Origin of the sequence: Actinomadura viridis (genome assembly GCF_015751755.1) — a bacterium.
Lineage (GTDB): Bacteria > Actinomycetota > Actinomycetes > Streptosporangiales > Streptosporangiaceae > Spirillospora > Spirillospora viridis.
The window spans coordinates 8,709,340-8,728,718 of record NZ_JADOUA010000001.1; the positions used below are offsets into that span (position 1 = coordinate 8,709,340).

Genomic DNA, 19,379 nt, shown 5'->3' on the forward strand with positions numbered 1-19,379 from the left:
CGCTTTACTTCGGGGCGTTCGTCCCGCTACCGTGCCGCCGGTGAGCCTCCCTGGATCCTCCGCACCCGTCGTCGCGTCGGACGAGGTCGCCGACGCTCTCGCGGCCGGGCGCCCGGTCGTCGCGCTGGAGTCGACGATCATCGCGCACGGCCTGCCCCGGCCCCGCAACCTGGAGGTGGCGCTGGAGCTGGAGGCCGGGCTGCGCGCCGCCGGCGTCACCCCCGCGACCGTCGGCGTGGTCGACGGCCGCCCGATGGTCGGCCTGCCCCGCACCGCGCTGGAACGGATGGCGTCCGGCGACGGGGTGGCCAAGGCGAGCGTCCGCGACCTGCCCGCCGCCGTCGCGACCGGGGCGAGCGCCGCGACCACCGTGGCCGCCACCGCGTTCCTGGCCCGCCGCGCCGGCGTCCGCGTCTTCGCCACCGGCGGGCTGGGCGGCGTCCACCGGGGCGCCGCGGCCACCTTCGACGAGTCCGCCGACCTGCCCACGCTCGCCCGCACCCCGATCACCGTGGTCTGCGCCGGGGTCAAGTCGATCCTGGACGTGGCGGCCACGCTGGAACGCCTGGAGACGCTGGGCGTGACCGTCGTCGGTTACGGCACCGAGCGGTTCCCCGGCTTCTACCTGACCGAGTCGGGGCACACGGTCGACTGGCGGGCCGACGACCCGGAGACGGTGGCGGCGATGATGGCCGCCGCCGACGGCTTCGGCCTGGACTCGGCGATCGTGGTCGCCAACCCGCTCCCCACGGCCGAGCAGCTGGACCCCGTCCTGCACGACCGCATCCTGGACGAGGCCCTCGCCGAGGCGGACGCGAGGGGCCTGCACGGCAAGCCGGTCACGCCCTTCCTGCTCGACTACTTCCAGCGGGCGTCGTCCGGGGCCAGCCTGGAGGCCAACATCCGGGCCGTCCGGTCCAACGTGGCCCTGGCGGCGCGGATCGCGCGGGCCTGGTCGCCGGGCCGATGACGGTCCTGGTGGTCGGCGACGTGATCGACGACATCGTCGTCCGGCCGCTGCGCCCCACCGCCCCCGACACCGACACGCCCTCGGCGATCACCGCCGGACCGGGCGGCTCGGGCGCCAACCAGGCCGCCTGGCTCGGCGCGCTGGGCGCGCGGGTGCGGTTCGCCGGACGGGTGGGCGCGGCCGACGCCGCCGCGCACACCGCGGCCCTGGCCGCGGCCGGCGTGGACGCCCGCCTGGCCGCCGACCCGGGCGCGCCCACCGGCCGGATCGTGGTGCTGGCCCGCGGCGGCCGGCGCGACATGTACACCGACCGCGGCGCCAACCTCAACCTCTCCGCCGCCGACCTGCCCGACGACCTGCTCGACGGGGTCACGCTGCTGCACGTCTCCGGCTACTCGCTCTTCCAGCCGGGGGTCAGGGCGGCGGCGGGGGACCTGATGCGGCGGGCCCGGGAACGCGGGGCCGCGACCTCCGTCGACCCCGCCTCCGCGGCCTTCCTCGCCGACGCCGGCCCGGAGGCGTTCCGTGCGTGGGCCCGCGGGGCGCGGCTGATCTTCCCCAACCTCGACGAGGGCCGCCTGCTGACCGGTGCCCGCGAACCCTCCGCCGTGGCCGCGGCGCTGCTGGACGACCACCCGGTGGTGGCGCTCAAGCTCGGCGCCGAGGGCGCGCTGGTCGCCGCGCGCGACGGGACCCGGCTCGCGCTTCCCAGCGCCCCGGCGGAGGTGGTGGACCCGACTGGAGCAGGCGACGCGTTCTGCGCCGGGTTCCTGGCCGGATGGGCGGCCGGGCGGCCCCTGGAGGACTGCGCCCGCGGCGCCGTGGCCGCCGCCGGCCGGGCCGTCGCCGCCGTCGGCGCCCGCCCGCGAAAAGAATCCTGAGAAAGTTCCGGCGGGATGTCGATCCCCCCTCCGGCCGCTCGACGCGTAGGTGACAGCGCACCAACGCACCAAGCGGAGGACAGACCGATGGCCACCTTCACCCAGAACCGCACCCGCGCCGCCCGTACCGCCGACGCCGCCCGTACCGCCGACGCCGCCCCGGCCGGCCCGAGCCCCGCGGTGAACCGGGCCCTGTGGACGGCCCAGATCCTGCTCTTCGCCTTCCTGCTGTTCGCCTCGGCGCTGCCCAAGCTCATCGGCGAGGCGAGCACGATCGAGACCTTCGACGAGATCGGCTTCGGGCAGTGGTTCCGCTACTTCACCGGGGTGGTCGAGGCCGCCGGGGCGATCGGGCTGGTGATCCCCCGGCTGGCCGGGGCCGCCGCGACCGGGCTGATCGGGCTGATGATCGGCGCCGCGCTCACCCAGATCCTCGTGATCGAGCCCGCCTGGGCGCTGCTCCCCGTCGCCTTCGGCGTGCTGTTCGGCGCGATCGCCTGGCAGCGCCGGGCCCGGACCCGGGAGCTGCTGGACGGCCTCCTCAAGCGCTGACCGGCCGCCACGCCCCGATCAGCCGGTGCGCCAGGGCACCCCGTGACCGCACGGGACGCCCTGGCGCCGGCCGTTCCGCCTCCGGACGTCGCTGGCCCGGCCGGTCGTGGGCCCGGCCGTCGCTGGCCCGGCCGTCAGGAGGCCGCCGGGCCCAGCCGTACGGGCAGGGTCGACACCGAGTTGGTGAACAGGCTCGCCACCGGGGGGAGGGCGGCGGGGTCGGCCGCCGGTTCCAGGCGCGGGTACCGCTCGAAGAGGGCCTGGAGCGCGATGCGGGTCTCCAGGCGGGCCAGGTGCGGGCCGAGGCAGACGTGGGGGCCGTCACCGAATGCCAGGTGCTTGGCCCGCGGCTCGCGGGCGAGGTCGAACAGGTCGGCGTCCGGCCCGTGCTGCTCGGGGTCGCGCGCCACCGCCGTGTACGGGGCCATGATGGCGTCCCCGGCGGGGATGGTGACGCCCGCGTACTCGACGTCCTCCAGCGGGTAGCGGGCCAGGAAGTTGCCGATCGGCGGGTCCCAGCGCAGCACCTCCTCGACGACCCCGGACCAGGCGTCCTCGCCGCCGCCGAGCACCGTTGCCAGCTGGTCCGGATGGGTGAGGAGGGCCCGTACGGCGTTGGTGATCAGGCCGATGGTGGTCTCGTGCCCGGCGGTGAGCAGCACCCACAGGGTCCCGGCCAGCTCCTCGTCCGACAGGCTCTCGGGGTCCTGGGCCCGGGTGGCGATCAGCGCGCTGGTCAGATCGTCGCCCGGCTCGCGGGTGCGCAGTTCGATCAGCTCCCCGAGGAACCGGGGGATGTCGGCCTGCACGGCGACGACCTGCTCGGGCGTGGTGTCGGTACGGAAGATGGTGTCCACCAGGTGCCGCAGCCGGGCCCGCTGCCCGCCGGGCACCCCGAGCAGCTCGCAGATCACCCGCATCGGCAGCGGGACCGACAGGTGCGCGCGCAGGTCCACCGCGCCGTCCGGGCCGGCGTGGCCGGGCAGCGCGTCCAGCAGCTCGGCGGTGGTCGCGGCGATGCTCGGGGCGAGGGTCTGGACGCGGCGGGAGGTGAAGGTCCGGGTGACCGGGCGGCGCAGCCGGTGGTGCGCGGCGCCGTCGGCGGTCACCATGTTGGTCACCTTGATCATGCCGACGATCGGGTTGTCGTCGGCGAGCTCACCGGTCTTGACGGCGGTCCACTCCCGCCAGTCCTTGCTCACCCGCTCGTCCCGCACCAGCCGGCCGACCAGGTCATGGGTGGTGACCGCCCAGGCGCGCAGGCCCCCGGGCAGCACCACCCGGACGACCGGGCCGGCGGCCCGCAGCCGGGCCGCCTCGCCCATGTGGTCGGCGCCGGTCGGATCGAGCGTGATCACCGGTGTCTCGTCGGCGGACGGGGCCGTGCTCGGGGCGGTCATGGTGCCTCCAGGGGCTCAGACGGTCGGGCGAGCGGTGGGGCGGGGGAACGTGGCGGTGAAGGAGACCGGCAGGGCGGCGGGGCAACGCGTCCAGGGGGACGGCTCGAACCCCAGCGAGGCCGGGTCGACGGTCAGGTGCAGGTCGCGCAGCACGTGCAGGGCGGTCGCGACGGCCGTGCGGGCGATCGTGCGCGCCGGGTCCCGGGCCAGGCAGGCGTGCGGGCCCGCGCCCCAGGCCAGGTGGGCGCGGTTGCCGCTCTGCCAGAACGCCCGGCCGCCGTGCGCGCGGGGGTCGTGCGCGACCCCGGCCAGCCCGAGGACCAGCGCGTCCCCGCGGGCGATCGCCTTGCCGCCCAGCTCGGTGTCGCGCCGCGCGTACCGGGCCGGCATGTTGATCATCGGCGGGGCCACCGACAGGACCTCGTCGAGCGCGTCGTCGATGCCCAGCCGGCCGCCCCGGACCCGGCTGGCGAACCGCGGGTCGACCAGCATCAGCCGCAGCGTCTGGGCGATCCAGCTGATCGTGGTGTGGTTGCCGGCCGACACCAGCACCACGATCGCCTGCAGCGCCTCGGCCTCGGTGCGCAGGTCGGGGTGGCGCAGCAGCAGGCTGGTCAGGTCGTCGGAGGGGGCGGCGCGGCGGGACTCGGCCAGGCCGCCCAGCAGCGCCTCGAACCGGCGGTTGCCCTCCTGGGAGTCCTCCTGCGAGCCGAACAGGGCGCGCATCGCGTCCAGCAGCTCGCGGCTCTGGCCGGGGTCCAGCCCGATCAGGTCGCCGATGGTCAGCAGCGGGACCGCCGCGGCGTACTCGGCGACCAGGTCGGCGGTGCCGCGCTCGGCGAACCCGGCGATCAGGTCCGAGCACAGCGACTCGACGGTACGGCGCAGCCGGCGGTGGTCGATGGCCGCGATGGCGTCCTCCAGGGGGCGGCGCAGCCGGCGGTGCTCGGCGCCGTCGTAGCCGATCACGTTGTCCCGGAAGAACATCATCGGCCCGAGCGGCGAGTCGGGCCCCACGGTGCCGTCCTGGAACGCCCGCCAGTCCCGGCCGTCCCGGGAGAACAGCTCCGGCGTCCCGGTGAGGAACTTGAGCTCCTCGTAGCCCATGACCAGCCAGGCGTGCACGCCCGGCTCCAGCTCGACCGGCGCGACCGGGCCGTGGTCGCGCCACAGCGCGGCGAAGACCGGGCCGAGGTCGGGGCAGGTGGTGGTCGCCGTCAGCGGCAGTGGCGGTGAGGAGATCACGCGTCCTGGCCCCTTCCGGTCCGCAGTTCCACGGCGTGGCCGACGAGCGCCGTCAGCGCGCCGACCGAGGACGCGCGGTCCAGCGCGTTGCAGTCGACGATCGGCGTCTCCGGCAGCAGGTCCAGCGCCTTGCGGAGCTCGCCGGGCGCGTGCCGCGGGGTGTCGGGGAAGTGGTTGACGGCGACCGCGAACGGGGCCGGGACGTGCGTCTCGATCTGGTCGAGCACGTCGAAGCTGCCCGCGAGGCGCCGAGAGTCGACCAGCACCAGCACGCCCACGGCGCCCTCCGCCAGGCCCGCCCACATGCTCCAGAACCGCCGCTGGCCGGGCGTACCGAACAGGTACAGCGCCAGCCCGGGGTTCAGGGTGAGGCGGCCGAAGTCCATCGCCACCGTGGTGGTGGTCTTGCCGCTCAGGTGCGCCAGGTCGTCCACGCCGACGCTGGCCTGGGTCATCGGCTCCTCGGTGCGCAGCGGGTCGATCTCGCTCACCGAGCCGATGAGGCTGGTCTTGCCGACCCCGAAGTCGCCGACGACCAGGATCTTCGCGGTGCGCGCGACCGTACCGGGCAGGTAGGGGACCCGCTCGTTCGACGGCGCGGCCGGGGGCGGGGCCGCGCCGGGGGACGCGGTTCCGGGCGCCGCGGTTCCGGGTGCCGCGGGACCGCCGGGAGCGGGGCCCGGGGCGCCGGGGTCAGAGGTCGCGTAGGCCATCGAGCACCTCCTTCAGCAGTTCTAGGCTCGGATCGGTGAAGCTGCCCGCGTGCGCCTGGAGGCGCCCGGCGGCGACCAGGTCGCCCACCAGGATCCGCACGACGCTGATCGGCAGATCCAGATGGGCGGCGGCCTCGGCCACCGACAGCACCCCGCCGCCGCACAGCCGCAGCAGGGCCCGGGTCTGGGGCGAGGCGGTGAGCGGCAGAGGCGTCTCGCAGTCGTCCGCGGTCAGCAGGGTGTCGACGCCGACACGGGGATCGGACGGCCCCGCGCGGCCGCCGGTGAGCACGTACGGGCGAAGCGGCGTGTCGCGGTACTCACCGGACTCGCTCATGTCATCCCGCTCCCGCGCGGCGGGGTCGCGAGCGTCTGCTCGCCGAGCTTGAGGACCATCGCCTGCATCTCCTGGGCGATCAGCGCCGCGTTGATGACCGGCTCGGTCACGACGGCCAGGCAGGACCGGGCGGCGGCGCTGCGCACGAACAGGTAGCCGCCCTCGTGCCCGACCATCAGCTGGTGCAGCGCCCTGTCACCCGTGCCGAACTCCCCGGCCTGGTCGCGGGCCAGCGACAGCAGCCCGCTGCAGCGCGCGGCCAGCCGGTCGGCCTCCTCCTGGCCGGTGCCCTCCGACCTGGCCTTCAGCAGGCCGTCCACGGAACACACCACGGCGTGCCTGACGCCCTGGACCCGCGCCAGCCTGCCGACCACCCAATCCTGATCAGCCGTCATCGGCCCTCTCCCGTTCGGTACGCGTCGTCGTCAAGGTCAGGGGAGTCCGGCCCGCCGGGATCGGCGTCCGGACCCGGGCCCCCGGCGTCCCCCGCCGGTGCCGTGCGGTCCTGGCCGGGGTGGCCGAGGCCGGCGCCCCGGAAGAGGGCGCCCATCATCTCGCCGGCCTCCTCGGGGGTCTCGGGCGACGGCGCGATCATCGGCGGCGCCGCGGGCGGCGGCACGCCGCGGTTGCGGCGCGAGATCCGCTGGGGCAGGCCCAGGCCGTCGTCCTCGGTGGCGGAGGGCGGGTCCGGCGGCGGAGCGGGTGCCTCCGCGGCCGGGGACGGGAAGGGGACGGGCGGAGAGGCGGCGGCCAAGGGAGCGGGGGGAGCGAGGGAGGCCCGCGCGAAGCCTGTGGACGGTACGGGATCGGGCGCGGACTCGGCGACGGTGACGAGGTCCTTGGGCACCAGGACGATGGCCTGGAGCCCTCCATAGGGGGACTCGTCCAAGGTCACCTTGAGCCCGTGCCGCTGGACGTAGCGGGCGACGACCGGGAACCCCATCCGGGGGACCTCGCCCATCTCCGCCAGGCTCACCGGGCGGGTGCCGTCCAGCAGCGCGCGGGCCTGCGACATCCGGGGCTCCTCCAGCCCGGCGCCGTGGTCGTCGATCCGGAACACCGCGCCCTGCGCGGCGCCGCTGACCCGGACCGAGACGGTGGTCGCCGTCGGGGACGACTCGGTCGCGTTCGCCAGCAGTTCGGCCAGGACGTGGATCACCGACTCCAGCGCCGCCGGGGCGATCGCGGTGTCGGGGTCGCCCTCCACGCTGACCCGCCGGTAGTCCTCGATCCGGGCCTGGGCCGCCTGGACCACCTCCGCCAGCCGCATGGGCGAGTCCCACTGCTGGCCCTCCCACGTCCCGCAGGCCACCGCCAGGCCCTGCGCGAGCCGCGCCGCCTGCGCCGCCAGGTGGTCGATGACCTGGCAGGTCACGTACAGCTCGGGCAGGTCGCGGTACCGCTCGGCGGTCGTGGCGGCCTCCGCCTGGACCCGGTGCATCGCCGACTGGACGCGCCGGGCCAGGGCCACCAGCGTGAGCTGCTGCGACTCCAGCACGTCCTGCCGGTCCCGCCACAGCCCGGCGGCGGCGTCGAGCACCTCGTCCCGCATCCCGGCCAGCCGCGGGTCCAGCGCCTCCTCCCGTTCCAGGGACGGCACCGTACGGCCCTCCCAGGCGGCGGGGAGCTGTGTGCGGAGCAGGTGCTCCACCATCGCGGCGGTGGTCTCGTTGCGGGCGGCCAGGTCACCGGCGTGCGCCTGCCACATCCGCTCGCGCGTGATCTGCTCCTGCTGGAGCGCGTGCAGGGCGGCGGCCTGCTGCTCGGCCTGGCTCCGGTAGTGGGCCACCGCCTCCAGCGCCGCGCGATGCCGGCCGCTCAGCCACCAGGCCACGGCGGCCGTGGCGACGGCGAGCAGGTCGGCCACGATCGCCAGCGCCCAGGCCACCGCCCCCATCTCCCCCTGGTACGCCGACAGCGGGGCGGCGATGACGGCCACCGCCGCGCAGGCGGCCAGGATCGGCACCGCCCGCCTTGGCGCCTGCTCGGTGGCCGGTGAGGGGGGAGGCGCGGGAGGAGTCATCGTCGCTTTCATCGGGTCGGGGGCGTGGGCGCGCACGGGCTCGCGGGAGAGGCGTTCGTGCGTTTGCGGGGCGTTTCCTCACAAGGGAAGGGACGGGGCCTCGGTAGAGACCTCGGTACGGGTCCTCGGCAAGGGGCCTCAGCGGGCGGGCCGCCGGCGGGATTCAAGGGGAACGCCGTCCGGGAGGGCCGCCGCGACGCCGGGGGTGCCCGGCCGTGGGACCCGTGCGCAGCCGTCGGGCCGCTCGGCGTCGTCATCGCGCAATGGCTCGGTCGTTCCCTTTCCATCGCTCGCGGCGTTCGGGACCGGTCAAGCCAATCGCGGGAGGCGTCCCTCCGTCAAGGCGTCCTTGATCACCTAAGAAGGGTGTCCCGGAAAAATTGAAAAGAGTCGTTAATGTCCTGAATTTCCGAATTGACTGACCTGGTCAAACCGCCGGCGCCCGCCCTCCGGTCGCGGGGCCGGGGCGGGTCCGATCCGTCCGCTATAGTGAACGCGGCGAAGGGGAGTAGTCCCGATCCGCTGAGTGGTCGACATACTGGCGCGAGCCCGGCCCTCAGGCCGTGGGAGCCGCCCGCCGGGCGGGGTTCACGGTGGACGAGACCTTCGGTCTGGTAAGGCGTGCCCGGTCTCCGGCCGGGCGCATCGGTATGCCGGGCCGAGCGGACCTCCCCTCCCTCCGGGGCACGCCATACGGGCCGCCGGGCCGGCCCTGAAGGAGAAGGGCCCCGAGAGCCGCATGTCTTTCGATCTGGCGACGTTCCTCACCGCGTTCGCCGTCATCTTCCTGGCCGAGCTTCCGGACAAGACCATGTTCGCGTCACTGGCCATGGGGACCCGGATGCGCCCCCTGTGGGTCTGGTTCGGCACCTCCACGGCGTTCCTGGTCCACGTGGCGATCGCGGTCGCCGCGGGCAGCGTCTTCGCCCTGCTCCCCAAGCCCCTGGTCCAGGTCGTCGCCGCCGCGCTGTTCGCGTTCGGCGCCTACACCCTGCTGCGCGGCGGGGGCGACGACGATGACGAGGACGCCGCCCCGGACAAGAAGGTCACCGGCCTCTGGCCGACCTACCTGACCGCGTTCACCGTGGTCTTCATCAGCGAGTGGGGCGACCTGACCCAGATCACCACGGCCAACCTGGCCGCCACCCGCGGCCCGCTGCCGGTCGCCCTCGGCGCGCTGCTGGCGCTGGTGTCGGTGTCCGCACTGGCACTGATCGCCGGCCGCTTCATCGCCGAGCGCGTCCCGCTGCGGATCGTGCAGCGGATCGGCGGCGTCCTGATGGCCGGCCTGGCGGTGTGGTCCCTGACGGAGGCGGTGCTCGGGTGAGCGGACACGGACACGGACATGGGCACGGACACGGACATGGGCACGGGCACGCCCACGGGGCCGGGACGGGCGGGCCCTCCGACCCCGCCGTCGTACGGGGCGTCCTGGCCGTCATCATCCCGCTGGCGCTCCTCACGCTGGGCGCCCTGATCTGGATGTGGCCCGACGACGTCCGCACGTCCGACGGGCCGCCGTCCGCCGGGGTGACCCGGATCGCCGGGACGGTCGACGACATCGATCTCAAGCCCTGCCCCCGGCAGGGCCCGGTGCCGGGCGCGCCCGGCGCCGAGCCGGGCGGCGCCCCCGGCGGCACGGGGGCCGCGCCGCGGCCCACGGACCCGCGCCGGTGCGGCAACGCGCACGTCCGGATGGAGGAGGGCCCGCAGGCCGGACGGGTCGTCACCGTCGCCCTGCCGGACGGCCCCGGTACCCAGGTCTTCGGCACCGGCGACGCCGTCATCCTCCTGCACATGCCCGGAGGCGGCGGCGGGGACGGCAACGAGTACCAGCTGTCGGACCACGACCGGACCACCCCGCTCTGGCTGATCGGCGCAGCGTTCGCGGTGGCGGTGATCGCGTTCGGCCGCTGGCGGGGGGTGACCGCGCTGGTCGGCCTGGCCGTCACCTTCGTGCTGCTGCTGACGTTCCTGATCCCGGCGATCCTGGGCGGCGCGCCGCCGCTGCTCGCGGCGATCGTCTGCTCCGCGGCGATCATGCTGACGGTGCTCTACCTCACCCACGGGCCCGGCGTCACCACCTCGATCGCGGTGATCGGCACCCTGGGCAGCCTGACGCTGACCGGGCTGCTGGCCTGGCTGTCGATCCGGATGACCCACCTGAGCGGCATCACCGACGACAGCTCGCTGAACCTGGACCTGGGCTACCAGATCAGCACCCAGGGACTGCTGCTGGCCAGCATCATCATCGGGTCGCTCGGGGTCCTGGACGACGTCACGGTCACCCAGGCCGTCACCGTCGGCGAGCTGGCCCGCGCCAACCCCGCCTACCGCTTCGGCCGCCTCTACCGGGCCGCCGCCCGGGTCGGCCGCGCCCACATCGCCTCCGTGATCAACACCATCATCCTGGCCTACGCGGGCGCCTCGCTGCCGCTGCTGCTGATCCTCAGCATCGGGCGGCAGCCCCTCGGCGAGGTCATCACCGGACCGACCATCGCGCAGGAGATCGTCCGCAGCGTGGCCGGGACGCTCGGCCTGATCGCGGCCGTGCCGATCACCACCGCGCTGGCCGCGCTGGCCGCCTCCCGCAGCCGGGGCGCCGCCCCCGCCCCCGCCGAGCCCGCCGTACCCCCGGCCCGTGGTGGGCGCCGGCGCCGCCGAGGCCCGGAGGACCCCGGTGAGGCGTTCTTCCCCGACATGCCCGGGGACGCCCCGCCCCGTCCCGGCCCGGGTCCCCGTCCCGGCCCCGGCCCCCGTCCCGGCCCTGGCCCAGGCGCAGGCCCGGGCGCAGGCCCTGGCCCCCGTCCGCGTCCCGGTCCGGACAGGCACGGCCCCACCGGCCCCGGCTGGTGAGCGGGGCCTTCCTTGAAGGGTTCTCAGCCATCGCGCGAGCGCGTCGGCTGCCCGGTGGGGCGAGCGCCGTGGGCCGGGACTTGGAAGCCGAGCGGTTCAGTCGGTGAGGATCAGGTCCAGCGCCACCGCGGCGGTCCATGACTGGGAACGGGCGCCCAGGGCCTCGCCGGTGAACGGGTGGTAGTACTCGGCGAACAGCCCGTCGGAGAGCTGGTCGAGGGCCGAGGCGCGCAGCACGGCGGCGGCCTCGGGCTCGCCCGAACGCTCCAGGCCCCAGATCAGCAGCCAGGTCATCGGCGGCCACTGCGGGCCGCGCCAGTAACGGGCCGGGTCGAACGCGTCCGAGGACGGGCTGGTGCTCGGCGGGAGCGCGACGGCGAGGCCGGGGTGCCCGCACCAGTCGGGGGAGAAGAGGGTGTCGACGAGCCGGCGGCGCCGTGCGGCGGGCAGCCCGCCGCACAGCAGCGGCGCGAAGCCCGCGATGGTCCGGGTGCGCAGCGTACGGCCGGTGCGCAGGTCGAGGTCGGCGGCGAAGCCGTCGTCGTCGGTGGTCGCGGCGACGCCGCGGCGGAACCGGTCGGCCTGGCCGCGCAGCTCCTCGGCGCCGGGCAGCCGCAGCTCGTCGGCGACACCGGCCAGGTCCTCGGCCGCGGCGGCGAAGATGGCGCTGGAGAAGACGTCGGCGACCAGGAAGCTGAGCGTGTCGCGGGCGCGGGCGTCGTCGTAGCGGGCCCGCCGCAGCTCCTCGATGAGCCACTGGTAGCGGGCGTAGTCGCCGTCGGTGGGACGCTGCGCGGCAACGCCGCCGACCGAGCCGAGCGCGTGCACGTCGGCCCGCTGGAAGGGGACGAACGCGGCGGCGGGGACCACGGCGGAGTACGGCTCGTCCCAGCGCGGGGAGTTGTCCAGCCCGCTCTCCCAGCCGTGGTAGATCGTCAGCAGCCCGCGCCCTTCGGGGTCGCGCCGTTCGGCCAGGTAGCGGTGCCAGGCCAGCAGCGCCGGCCACAGGGCCCGGATCCGGTCGCCCGCGGCGCGCTCCTCGGCCCGTCCCGCGCGCCGGGCCGCGTCCAGGACGCGGCGGACGGCCACGCCGTGGACCGGCGGCTGCATCAGGCCGCTGGTGGCCGGGCCGCTCGGGGCGTCGGCGGACAGCTCCCGGCAGGCCCACCGCTGGGGGCCGGGCTCGTAGGAGGCGTCGCCGTCGGAGAAGACGATGTGCGGAACCATCCCGTTGCGCCACTGCGAGGAGAGCAGGGTCTCCAGCTCGGTGAGCGCGCGGTCGGTGGACAGCCGGGCCAGGCCGATCGCGATGAACGCGGCGTCCCAGCTCCACATGTGCGGGTAGAGCCCCGGCGCGGCGACGGTGAGCCGGCCGCGGTCGTTGCCGCGCAGCGCGTACGCCGCGCGGCCGGCGGTCTCGACGTCGGTCAGCGCGCGGGGCGTGGCGCGTCCGGCCCGCCGCTCGAAGCGGGCGCCGTCGAGCCGCGCGCCGCCCACCTGGGTGCGCGTGGCGAGGGGCCGGGAGCCCGCCGTCCGGGCGAGGCGCTCCTCGGCCGAGGGGGTTGCAGTCACGAAACTCCTACTTCGTCCGTGGAACCGGACACTTTGTCCGCGACGCAGGACATAGTCTCGCGCGCAGGGATCCGAGGGCAAGCTCGTGTCCGTAAACCGCACGTAACACCAATGCAACATACCTGCCTTATGGGGCACCTGACAGTGCCGATTCGGCTGGTGAGGGGACCCTCACCGCCGCGCCGGGGCCGGTAAGTACGGCGCGTACGGGTACACCAGGGGCGAAGGTTTCCGTCCCGGGGTGCGGGCCGTCCGCCCGTGCCACCGGCGTCGTCCGCCGCACTCAGGAGGTGGTCGCCATGGCCGAGTCGCGCCGTCGCCAGGCCAAGCGGCCGGTCAGTCCCATGCTCGCGGGCCCTTACGGGCATCCGTTCCATCCGATACTGGTGACGGTGCCGATCGGCGCGTGGACGGCCAGCGTGGTCTTCGACATCGCCTCCCACATCGTGGGCGATCCGACCTTCCTCGCACGCGGGGCCGCGTGGCTGATCGCGGTGGGCGTGATCGGCGCCCTGGTCGCGGCGTCGGTCGGCGTCCTGGACCTGTTCGCGATCCCGGCCGCCACGCGCGCCCACCGCGTGGGCCTGATCCACATGTCGGTGAACCTGCTGGTCGTCCTCGCCTACGTGGCCAACTTCCTGTGGCGGCAGGCCGGGGGAGGCCCTTCGGGCAGCGTCGGGGCGGGCCCGCTGGCCCTCAACGTCGTGGCCCTGGCCGCCCTGGGCGTCTCGGGATACCTGGGCGGCATGCTGGCCTACCGCTACGGCGTGCGGGTCGCCGACGAGACGACGCAGGCCGAGGGCTACGCCTCGGACCGTCCCACCTCCGCCGGACGTACCGGCTGAACGGCACCCGGCGGGCCTCCGCGCCCCGCCGCGCCGCGTCCCCGGGTCAGCCGACGGGGAGGCGGGGACCGGCGATCCGGGCGTCGACGGCCTCCGCCGCCAGCACCCGGTCCACCACCATGGAGGCGGCGCCGATCACCCCGGCCCGCTCGCCGAGCCGGCCCTCGACGATCCGCAGGCCCCGGGTGGAACGATCCCGGGCGACCTGGTGGACGACCTCGCGGATGCCCGAGAGCAGGTGCTCCCCGGTGCGGGCCAGCGCGCCCGAGACGACCAGCACCCCGGGGTTGGTCACGCTCACCAGCGTGGCCAGGACCTCGCCGAGCACCCGCCCCGCCTCCCGCGTACGGCGGACGGCGGCGGCGTCCCCGGCCTGGACCAGCCGCACCACGTCGGCGGTCTCCCGTACGGAGGGGTCGGACCGGCCCAGGTCGCGGGCCAGCGCGGCGCCGCTGGCGACGGCGGCCAGGCAGCCGTGCGCGCCGCAGCCGCAGAGCACGTCGTCGTGCCCGCGCAGCCGGATGTGCCCGATCTCGCCCGCCGCGCCGCCCGCGCCGTGCAGCACCCGGCCCTCCTCGACGATCCCGGCGCCGATGCCGGTGCCCACCTTGACCAGCACCAGGGTGGGGCAGCCGGCCTCGATCGCGGTGAACTCGCCGAGCGCCATCATGTTGGCGTCGTTGTCGGCCAAGATCGGGCCGGGGAACTGGGCGGACAGCGCCGCGACGATGTCGTGGTCGCCCCAGGCCGACAGCATCGGCGTGGGGATCACCCGGCCGGTGCGCCGGTCGACGGGGCAGGGCAGGCCCAGGCCGACCCCGCAGACCTCCGCCATCGAGCGGCCCGCCTCGGCCAGCAGGCCGTGGAACCGGGAGGCCGCCCAGGCCAGCGTCGGCTCCACCCCGTCGGCGACGCTGAGCCGTCCCGCCGACTCGGCGAGGGTGCGCCCGGACAGGTCGACCACGGCGGCCCGCCCGTGCGTGGCGCCCAGATGCGCGGCGAGCACCACGGCCGAGCCCTCGTCGATCCGCAGCAGGCTGGGGCGCCGCCCGCCGGTGGAGACGTCGACGCCGCCCTCCCGCAGGTAGCCGGCGCTCACCAGCTGCTCGACCCGCTGCGCGACCGTCGACCGGGAGAGGCCGGTCAGCTCCATCAGGTCACGGCGGGTCCGGGCCCGGCCCTGCCGGACGAACTGCAGCAACTGCCCGGCGGAGGGCGCGCTGACCTGCGGCATGTCGCCCCCCTCCACGCGTCGAACGGTGCCGGTCATCAGATTGTCCTATGTCCGGCGGGTGCAACCGCGCCGCGGGGGCCGGGGTTCTGGACGGAAGAGATCGGTCGGGAGAGATCGATCGTCCTGTGCACCGAAGAGAAGGAGCCGAACATGGATCTGCGTCTGAACGGCCGGGTCGCCGTCGTCACCGGAGGGTCCAAGGGGATCGGCCTGGCCGTCGTCCGGACGCTGCTGGAGGAGGGCGCCCGCGTGGTCGCGGCCTCCCGTACCCGGGGCCCCGGCCTGGACGCGCTCGCGGGCCCCGGCCTCGTGCACGTCCCCGTGGACCTGATGGACCCCGGCGCGCCCGCGCGGGTCGTGGAGCGGGCCGTGGAGGAGTACGGCGGGCTCGACGTCCTGGTCAACAACGCCGGCGGCCCGCCGCCCGGCGTGACCCTGCCGAGGTTCGGGTTCCTGACCCCGGGCGACGGCGACTGGCGGGAGATGTTCGAGTTCAACCTGTTCTCGGCCGTACGGGCGATCCGTGCGGCGCTCCCGCACATGATCGCCCGCGGGGGCGGCGCGATCGTCAACGTCTCGTCAGGCAACGCCCGCCGCCCGGTGCCGATGAACGTCGACTACAGCGCGGCCAAGGCGGCCCTCAACAACCTGACCAAGGCGCTGTCGGAGGAGTACGGGCCGCAGGGGATCCGGGTGAACTGCGTCTCGGCCGGGCCGACGGTCACGGACTGGTGGACCAAGGAGGGCGGCGCGGCCGACGTGATCGGCGCCCAGGCGGGCGCGGGGCGCGCGGACGTCATCGAGAAGATCGGACCGGAGATGATGCAGCTCACCACCGGGCGCCTGGCGGAACCGCAGGAGATCGCCGACGCGGTCGCGCTGCTGGTGTCGCCGCGTTCGGCGAGCACCACCGGTGCCGACTTCGTGGTGGACTCGGGCTTCCTCAAGCAGTTCTGACGCCCGGGAGCGCCGCCGCCGGTGCTGCCGGTGCCGCCGGTTGCCGCCGCCCCCGGCTCGCTACGGACCCGCCGTCCGGGGTACTTCCGGGCGGCGGGTCCGTCGTCGTCGCCTGGGTCGGGTTCGGCTCATGGCCCGACGGTGACCCCGCACCCCACCCCCGATGCGACCCCGTGAGCCTGCGGGGACGCGGACCGCCGAACGAAATGGGTTTGACATCTCCGACTCGCTGACGAGACATTGTGTCCCGCAAAAGAAGCTTTGTGTTCAAAGGAGAGAGCCATCTCACGCAAGCAGACGATCGCGGCGGGCGCCCTGGCGCTGGCCGCGGCCGGGACGCTGTCCGCCTGCGGCGGGGACGAGCCCGCCGCGGCCCCCGAGCCGCCGCCCGCTCCCACCACCGCGGCCCCCGCGCCGTCGGCCCCGGCCGGAGGGGCCGTAGGGGCCGCCGGGCGGGCGACCCCGCCGGGCACCTCGCTGAAGATCCCCCGGCGTGCCGTCGTCCCGTTCAAGTCCGGGTCCAGGACCGGCACGCTCGGCATCACCGTCACCGCCATCGAGCGGGGTGACCAGGCCGCCTTCTCCCGGCAGTTCGGGTCGCGCGCCCAGGGAATGGTGCCCTACTACATCCGCTACACGGTCGAGAACGTCGGCGGCACCGATCTGTCGAACACCTCGGCACCGCTGCTGCGGGGCGTCGGCCCGGGCGGGCGCAGTACGGGCGCCGTGGTGATCGGCGGGGCGCTGCCCGGCTGCGAGCGCGGCCGGCCGACCGCCGCCTTCGCGTCCGCCGGGGGCAGGTACGAGACATGCCGCCTCCAGGCCGGGCGCGAGGGCACTCCCGTGACCGGGGCCTCGTACAACGAGCGGGAGGGCGGTTACGACGACGCTCCCATCGTGTGGTCGAGCTGACCTTGAACGGACGCTGAGCGGCGCCGGCCGGCGCCGGCGGGCGGGTCCGGCCCTCCGCTCGCCCGCCTGCCGCCCGTCAGGCGCCCGTCAGGCGTTCGCCCGGCGCCCGTGCGGCGCTCATTCGGGGAGCGGGAGCAGCCGCGTCACCAGCCGTCGCAGGTGGCGGCGGAAGTCCTCGATGTCCTCGGGCAGGAGGTGCAGGCCGGTGCCGTGCCGGTGGCCGGACGCGCCGGTGTGCATGACGCCGGTGCTGAAGAACCCGGTCATCACCCAGTAGATCGACCACAGGGCGTAGTCGACGTCGATGTCGGGCGCCCGGCCGCGCAGCGCCTCGGCCACCCGGACGAACGGCGGCCGGATGTACCGCTCCTCCAGGTCGGAGATGTCGGCCGCGTCGCCCATCCGGCGGTGCAGCCACAGCCCGACCGTCTCCGGGTTGCGCGCGTAGTAGTCCAGGTAGCGGTCCGCGAGGTCGGCCAGGGCGGTCCCCGTCGGTGTGAAGGAGGCCAGCGCGTCGCCCACCGCGACCTTCTGGGCCTCGTGGGCGCGTTCCATCACCGCCCGGTACAGGTCGCTCTTGCTCATCCCGATCCGCTCGGTGAGCGTGGCGGGGTCGAGCCCGGCCGCGTCGGCGACCATGCCCATGGACGTCCCGTCGAAGCCGAGCTGGGCGAACAGCCGGGTGGCCACGGCGATGATCGGTGCTGCTTCCGTTTCGTCGGCAGTCATCCGTACAGTGTAGGAAACGCCCAGGTCAGACGCTTTTCACCCCCTTAATGGCGGTTCATTGGGTGTCCTGGGAGGCCCAGGCGGCCGGCCACCCGCTCGTAGTGGAGATCCTCGTCGCCGAACGCGAGCGCCGAGGCCATGGCGTGCCGCGAGAACAGGTGCAGGTCGTGCTCCTGGGTGAACCCGATCGCGCCGTGGACCTGGTGGCCCAGCGCGCACACCCGTTCGTACGCCTCGCTCACCCACGCCTTGGCCATCGACACCTCCTCGGCGGCGTCCCGTCCCGCCGCCAGCCGCCAGATCGCCTCGAACGCGAGGAACCGGGACCCCAGCACGTCGATGGCCATGTCGGCGCAGTGGTGCTGGACGGCCTGGAACGAGCCGATCGGGCGGCCGAACTGCTCGCGCCCGGTGGCGTACTCCACCGTCATGTCGAGCACCCGCTGTGCCGCGCCGACCATCTCGGCGCAGGTCGCGGCGGCGCCGTACAGCGAGATCGCGTCCACGGCGGCCCGGTCGGCGCCGAGCAGGCGGTCGCCCGGCACCCGGACGCCGGCGAACTCGACGCGGTGCGGCCGGTCCAGGCCCACCCCCGCGACCGGTTCCGGCGTGACGCCCGGGGCGTCGGCGTCCACCAGGAACGCCCGCGGCTCCTCCTCCAGGTCCGCCACGACCAGCAGGCTCTCGGCGGCGTGCGCGTACGGGACGAACAGGGCGGTGCCGTCGATCTCGACCTCGCCCGTCCCGGTGGCGGTGGCCCAGGGGCCCTCGCCCGGAGGCCGGTCCCACGGGACGGGCGTGTGGCTCATGACGCGCCCGCGGGCGATGGAACCGAGCCATTCCGCCTGCTGGGCGGGCGTCCCGTACCGGGCGATCGGCAGCGCGCAGCAGGCGACCGTGGGCAGCAGCGGGCTCGGGACCAGGGCGTACCCGAGCTGCTCGAACAGCAGGCACACCTCCAGGAAGTCGCCGCCGACCCCGCCGTGCTCCTCGGGGACGGCCAGGCCGGTCCAGCCGAGCTCGACCATCTCCTTCCACAGCCCCGCCGAGTACCCGGCCGGGTCGTCCTCCATCGCCCGCGCCCCGGCCGTGCCGGCCCTGGCGGCCAGCAGCTCGCGGGCGGTGGAGACGATCAGCTCCTGGTCCTCGGTGAGCGTCAGGTCCATGGCGCCGGGACCTTGTCGGACCGCACCCACACGCCCGGCCGCTCCTCCCAGAACAGCTGGACCAGGACGCCGCCGGTGTGCTTGGGATGGATGAAGGCGTCCCGCCAGGCGGCCCCGTCGGTGCTGCCTTCGTTCTCCCCGAACGTCGGGGTGTCGTGGGCCCGGCACGCCTCCAGGGCACGGTCCCAGTCCGCGACCTCGAAGGTGACGTGGTGCGCGGCCGGGCCGTTGCGGTCCCAGAACCGCTCGATGAAGGAGTCCTCGCCGCGCGGCATGATGATCTCCCAGCAGATCGCCGAGCCGGGGATGTTCATCACCAGGTCGGCCATGTCGGGATGCTCGTCCATGGGCGTCCGCCACACCGGGACGAACCCGGCCAGGTCGGCGTACCAGCGGGCCAGCTCCTCGCGGTCGGGGAACGCCTGGCAGACGTGGTCGAGCGCGACGATCCCCAGGGACGGGCCCCGGTCGCCCGACCCGGCCGTGGCGTCGCGCGCCGTGGCCCCGGCGTCCCCGCACATGCCCAGGGTGCCGGGCCCGCGCATCCGGAAGAGCACCCCCGTGCCGTACTCGGGCGGCGACAGCGACGCCTCCAGCCACCGTCCCCGTGCCCCGGCGGTCGGTTTGAGGCCGCGCGTCTCCAGGTCGGCGCGCACCGCGTCGACGTCGGTGACCTCGGCGCCGATGTGGTGCAGCCCGGGACGGCCGCCGTGGTCGTCGAGGTACTCGCGCAGCGGGGAGGCGTCCCCGGACGGTTCCAGCACCTCCCACGCCTGCCCCCAGCTGCCGGGCACCGCCAGCCGCACGCCGCGGCACCCTTCCCCGGGGTCGTCCCAGCTCCGTACGGGCCGGAACCCGAAGAGCCCCTCCAGGAGCGCCACCTGCGACGCGAGGTCGGGCGTCACCTGGCCGACATGATCGATCCGGTAGATCTGCACAGCTCCTCCTCGTCCCGTCCACTCGTTGACTTGCGGCGAGTTGTCGCCT

19 protein-coding genes are annotated in these 19,379 nt (G+C 75.1%); 8 read left to right on the forward strand and 11 right to left on the reverse strand.

Annotated features, from left to right (window positions below; translation table 11 throughout):
* The first annotated feature begins 40 nt into the window (after nt 1–40).
* The 3 genes from IW256_RS39590 to IW256_RS39600 all read left to right on the forward strand — a co-directional run bounded on the left by IW256_RS39590 (nt 41) and on the right by IW256_RS39600 (nt 2,403).
* Nucleotides 41–970: a pseudouridine-5'-phosphate glycosidase gene (locus IW256_RS39590; RefSeq protein WP_197015818.1), complete on the forward strand. Its 930-nt coding sequence runs from the start codon at nt 41–43 to the stop codon at nt 968–970.
* Nucleotides 967–1,851, forward strand: a complete 885-nt coding sequence (locus IW256_RS39595) for a carbohydrate kinase family protein (RefSeq protein WP_197015819.1) — start codon at nt 967–969, stop codon at nt 1,849–1,851. The genes IW256_RS39590 and IW256_RS39595 overlap by 4 nt, the downstream gene beginning before the upstream one ends.
* Before the next feature lie 87 nt (nt 1,852–1,938).
* A complete protein-coding gene (locus IW256_RS39600; RefSeq protein ID WP_197015820.1) occupies nt 1,939–2,403 on the forward strand; it encodes a DoxX family protein in 465 nt (154 codons plus the stop codon).
* A gap of 134 nt (nt 2,404–2,537) precedes the next feature.
* On the opposite strand, the gene IW256_RS39605 is transcribed toward IW256_RS39600, so the two are convergent.
* The 6 genes from IW256_RS39605 to IW256_RS39630 are packed head-to-tail and all read right to left on the reverse strand — an operon-like array spanning nt 2,538 to nt 8,064.
* Nucleotides 2,538–3,803 carry a cytochrome P450 family protein gene (locus IW256_RS39605; protein WP_197015821.1) on the reverse strand — a complete coding sequence of 422 codons (1,266 nt, stop codon included), beginning with the start codon at nt 3,801–3,803 and terminating at the stop codon, nt 2,538–2,540.
* A gap of 15 nt (nt 3,804–3,818) precedes the next feature.
* Entirely contained in the window at nt 3,819–5,048 is a 1,230-nt protein-coding gene (locus tag IW256_RS39610; RefSeq protein ID WP_197015822.1) for a cytochrome P450 family protein, read from the reverse strand.
* Nucleotides 5,045–5,761: a GTP-binding protein gene (locus IW256_RS39615; RefSeq protein ID WP_197015823.1), complete on the reverse strand. Its 717-nt coding sequence runs from the start codon at nt 5,759–5,761 to the stop codon at nt 5,045–5,047. The genes IW256_RS39610 and IW256_RS39615 overlap by 4 nt, the downstream gene beginning before the upstream one ends.
* Nucleotides 5,742–6,098 carry a DUF742 domain-containing protein gene (locus IW256_RS39620; protein WP_197015824.1) on the reverse strand — a complete coding sequence of 119 codons (357 nt, stop codon included), beginning with the start codon at nt 6,096–6,098 and terminating at the stop codon, nt 5,742–5,744. The genes IW256_RS39615 and IW256_RS39620 overlap by 20 nt, the downstream gene beginning before the upstream one ends.
* On the reverse strand, nt 6,095–6,493 hold the full coding sequence (locus IW256_RS39625; RefSeq protein ID WP_197015825.1) for a roadblock/LC7 domain-containing protein: 399 nt from the start codon (nt 6,491–6,493) through the stop codon (nt 6,095–6,097). The genes IW256_RS39620 and IW256_RS39625 overlap by 4 nt, the downstream gene beginning before the upstream one ends.
* Entirely contained in the window at nt 6,490–8,064 is a 1,575-nt protein-coding gene (locus tag IW256_RS39630; protein ID WP_197015826.1) for an ATP-binding protein, read from the reverse strand. Before IW256_RS39630 ends, IW256_RS39625 begins: the two co-directional genes overlap by 4 nt.
* Nucleotides 8,065–8,860: 796 nt before the next feature.
* Between IW256_RS39630 and IW256_RS39635 the strand changes: the two genes are divergently transcribed.
* Nucleotides 8,861–9,448, forward strand: a complete 588-nt coding sequence (locus IW256_RS39635) for a TMEM165/GDT1 family protein (protein WP_197015827.1) — start codon at nt 8,861–8,863, stop codon at nt 9,446–9,448.
* Complete coding sequence (locus IW256_RS39640) at nt 9,445–10,977, forward strand: YibE/F family protein (protein WP_307829363.1); 1,533 nt, start codon at nt 9,445–9,447, stop codon at nt 10,975–10,977. Before IW256_RS39635 ends, IW256_RS39640 begins: the two co-directional genes overlap by 4 nt.
* A gap of 96 nt (nt 10,978–11,073) precedes the next feature.
* Here IW256_RS39640 and ggh read toward each other — a convergent pair whose 3' ends face one another.
* On the reverse strand, nt 11,074–12,549 hold the full coding sequence (ggh, locus tag IW256_RS39645) for a glucosylglycerate hydrolase (protein ID WP_307829364.1): 1,476 nt from the start codon (nt 12,547–12,549) through the stop codon (nt 11,074–11,076).
* A gap of 299 nt (nt 12,550–12,848) precedes the next feature.
* On the opposite strand from ggh, the gene IW256_RS39650 reads away from it, so the two are divergent.
* Nucleotides 12,849–13,394, forward strand: a complete 546-nt coding sequence (locus tag IW256_RS39650; protein WP_197015828.1) for a DUF2231 domain-containing protein — start codon at nt 12,849–12,851, stop codon at nt 13,392–13,394.
* Between the two features lie 46 nt (nt 13,395–13,440).
* Here IW256_RS39650 and IW256_RS39655 read toward each other — a convergent pair whose 3' ends face one another.
* Complete coding sequence (locus IW256_RS39655) at nt 13,441–14,664, reverse strand: ROK family transcriptional regulator (RefSeq protein ID WP_197015829.1); 1,224 nt, start codon at nt 14,662–14,664, stop codon at nt 13,441–13,443.
* A 114-nt stretch (nt 14,665–14,778) separates the two neighbouring features.
* Here IW256_RS39655 and IW256_RS39660 point away from each other — a divergent pair, with 114 nt between their 5' ends.
* Both IW256_RS39660 and IW256_RS39665 read left to right on the forward strand, forming a co-directional pair.
* Complete coding sequence (locus IW256_RS39660; protein WP_197015830.1) at nt 14,779–15,585, forward strand: SDR family NAD(P)-dependent oxidoreductase; 807 nt, start codon at nt 14,779–14,781, stop codon at nt 15,583–15,585.
* A 261-nt stretch (nt 15,586–15,846) separates the two neighbouring features.
* Nucleotides 15,847–16,497, forward strand: coding sequence for a hypothetical protein (locus IW256_RS39665; protein WP_197015831.1), 651 nt, complete (start codon nt 15,847–15,849; stop codon nt 16,495–16,497).
* Between the two features lie 117 nt (nt 16,498–16,614).
* Here IW256_RS39665 and IW256_RS39670 read toward each other — a convergent pair whose 3' ends face one another.
* From IW256_RS39670 to IW256_RS39680, 3 genes are read right to left on the reverse strand one after another with little or no spacing between them, the layout of a single operon-like run.
* Entirely contained in the window at nt 16,615–17,226 is a 612-nt protein-coding gene (locus IW256_RS39670) for a TetR/AcrR family transcriptional regulator (protein ID WP_197015832.1), read from the reverse strand.
* 44 nt (nt 17,227–17,270) lie between these two features.
* A complete protein-coding gene (locus tag IW256_RS39675; RefSeq protein WP_197015833.1) occupies nt 17,271–18,392 on the reverse strand; it encodes an acyl-CoA dehydrogenase family protein in 1,122 nt (373 codons plus the stop codon).
* Nucleotides 18,383–19,330: a VOC family protein gene (locus IW256_RS39680; protein ID WP_197015834.1), complete on the reverse strand. Its 948-nt coding sequence runs from the start codon at nt 19,328–19,330 to the stop codon at nt 18,383–18,385. The genes IW256_RS39675 and IW256_RS39680 overlap by 10 nt, the downstream gene beginning before the upstream one ends.
* Nucleotides 19,331–19,379: the final 49 nt, after the last annotated feature.

Bases quoted from the DNA above. Each gene is read 5' to 3' on its own strand.
- IW256_RS39650 (WP_197015828.1), top strand. From the start codon at position 12,849: ATGGCCGAGTCGCGCCGTCGCCAGGCCAAGCGGCCGGTCAGTCCCATG.
- IW256_RS39670 (WP_197015832.1), bottom strand. From the start codon at position 17,226: ATGACTGCCGACGAAACGGAAGCAGCACCGATCATCGCCGTGGCCACC.
- IW256_RS39615 (WP_197015823.1), bottom strand. From the start codon at position 5,761: ATGGCCTACGCGACCTCTGACCCCGGCGCCCCGGGCCCCGCTCCCGGC.
- IW256_RS39600 (WP_197015820.1), top strand. From the start codon at position 1,939: ATGGCCACCTTCACCCAGAACCGCACCCGCGCCGCCCGTACCGCCGAC.
- IW256_RS39655 (WP_197015829.1), bottom strand. From the start codon at position 14,664: ATGACCGGCACCGTTCGACGCGTGGAGGGGGGCGACATGCCGCAGGTC.
- IW256_RS39660 (WP_197015830.1), top strand. From the start codon at position 14,779: ATGGATCTGCGTCTGAACGGCCGGGTCGCCGTCGTCACCGGAGGGTCC.
- IW256_RS39625 (WP_197015825.1), bottom strand. From the start codon at position 6,493: ATGACGGCTGATCAGGATTGGGTGGTCGGCAGGCTGGCGCGGGTCCAG.
- IW256_RS39620 (WP_197015824.1), bottom strand. From the start codon at position 6,098: ATGAGCGAGTCCGGTGAGTACCGCGACACGCCGCTTCGCCCGTACGTG.
- IW256_RS39635 (WP_197015827.1), top strand. From the start codon at position 8,861: ATGTCTTTCGATCTGGCGACGTTCCTCACCGCGTTCGCCGTCATCTTC.
- IW256_RS39675 (WP_197015833.1), bottom strand. From the start codon at position 18,392: ATGGACCTGACGCTCACCGAGGACCAGGAGCTGATCGTCTCCACCGCC.
- IW256_RS39595 (WP_197015819.1), top strand. From the start codon at position 967: ATGACGGTCCTGGTGGTCGGCGACGTGATCGACGACATCGTCGTCCGG.
- IW256_RS39605 (WP_197015821.1), bottom strand. From the start codon at position 3,803: ATGACCGCCCCGAGCACGGCCCCGTCCGCCGACGAGACACCGGTGATC.